Genomic DNA, 640 nt, shown 5'->3' on the forward strand with positions numbered 1-640 from the left:
CAAGGAGATAATCATGACTTTGAATACTGAAATTCATGCGGGGGTTGGGGTTTCGCACCCGTTGGATCCGTTGTCGCGTGAGGAGATTTCGCGGGCTGCCGCGATTTTGAAGGACGGCCCGGCCGCGGCGGAATCGTTCCGTTTTATCAGTATTGAACTGCGGGAACCGGCGAAGGAGCTCCTGCGTTCGAACGCTGCGGTGGTCCGTGAGGCGGACGCGGTGCTGGTGGACCGGGCCGAGGCCCGCTCGTATGAGGCGATCGTGGATCTGGAGTCGGGCATTGTGTCCAAGTGGACCCCGCTTCCCGCGCATGTTCAGCCCCCGTTCATGCTGGATGAGTTCGCCGAGGGTGAGGAGAGCTGCCGGCGGGACCCCGAGGTCCAGGCGGCCCTGGCCAAGCGCGGGATCACGGACATGTCCCTGGTCTGTTTCGAGCCCTGGTCCGTGGGGTACTTCGGCGAGGATGACCAGGGCCGGCGCCTGATGCGTGCCCTGGTGTTCGTCCGCGAGGAAGCGGACGACAGCCCGTACGCGCACCCGATCGAGAACTTCATCGTGATCGTGGACCTGAACTCCGGCCAGGTCGTCAAGGTCGAGGACGACCAGGCCATCCCGGTCCCGTCCGCGTCCGGGAACTAC

1 pseudogene is annotated in these 640 nt (G+C 64.2%); it reads left to right on the top strand.

Annotation, left to right across the window (positions count from 1 at the left end):
• Positions 1-13 precede the first annotated feature (13 nt).
• Positions 14-640, top strand: a pseudogene (locus NQJ30_RS18845) (primary-amine oxidase); the annotation flags it as partial.

This window comes from Pseudarthrobacter sulfonivorans (assembly GCF_024391045.1).
Taxonomy (GTDB): domain Bacteria; phylum Actinomycetota; class Actinomycetes; order Actinomycetales; family Micrococcaceae; genus Arthrobacter; species Arthrobacter sulfonivorans_B.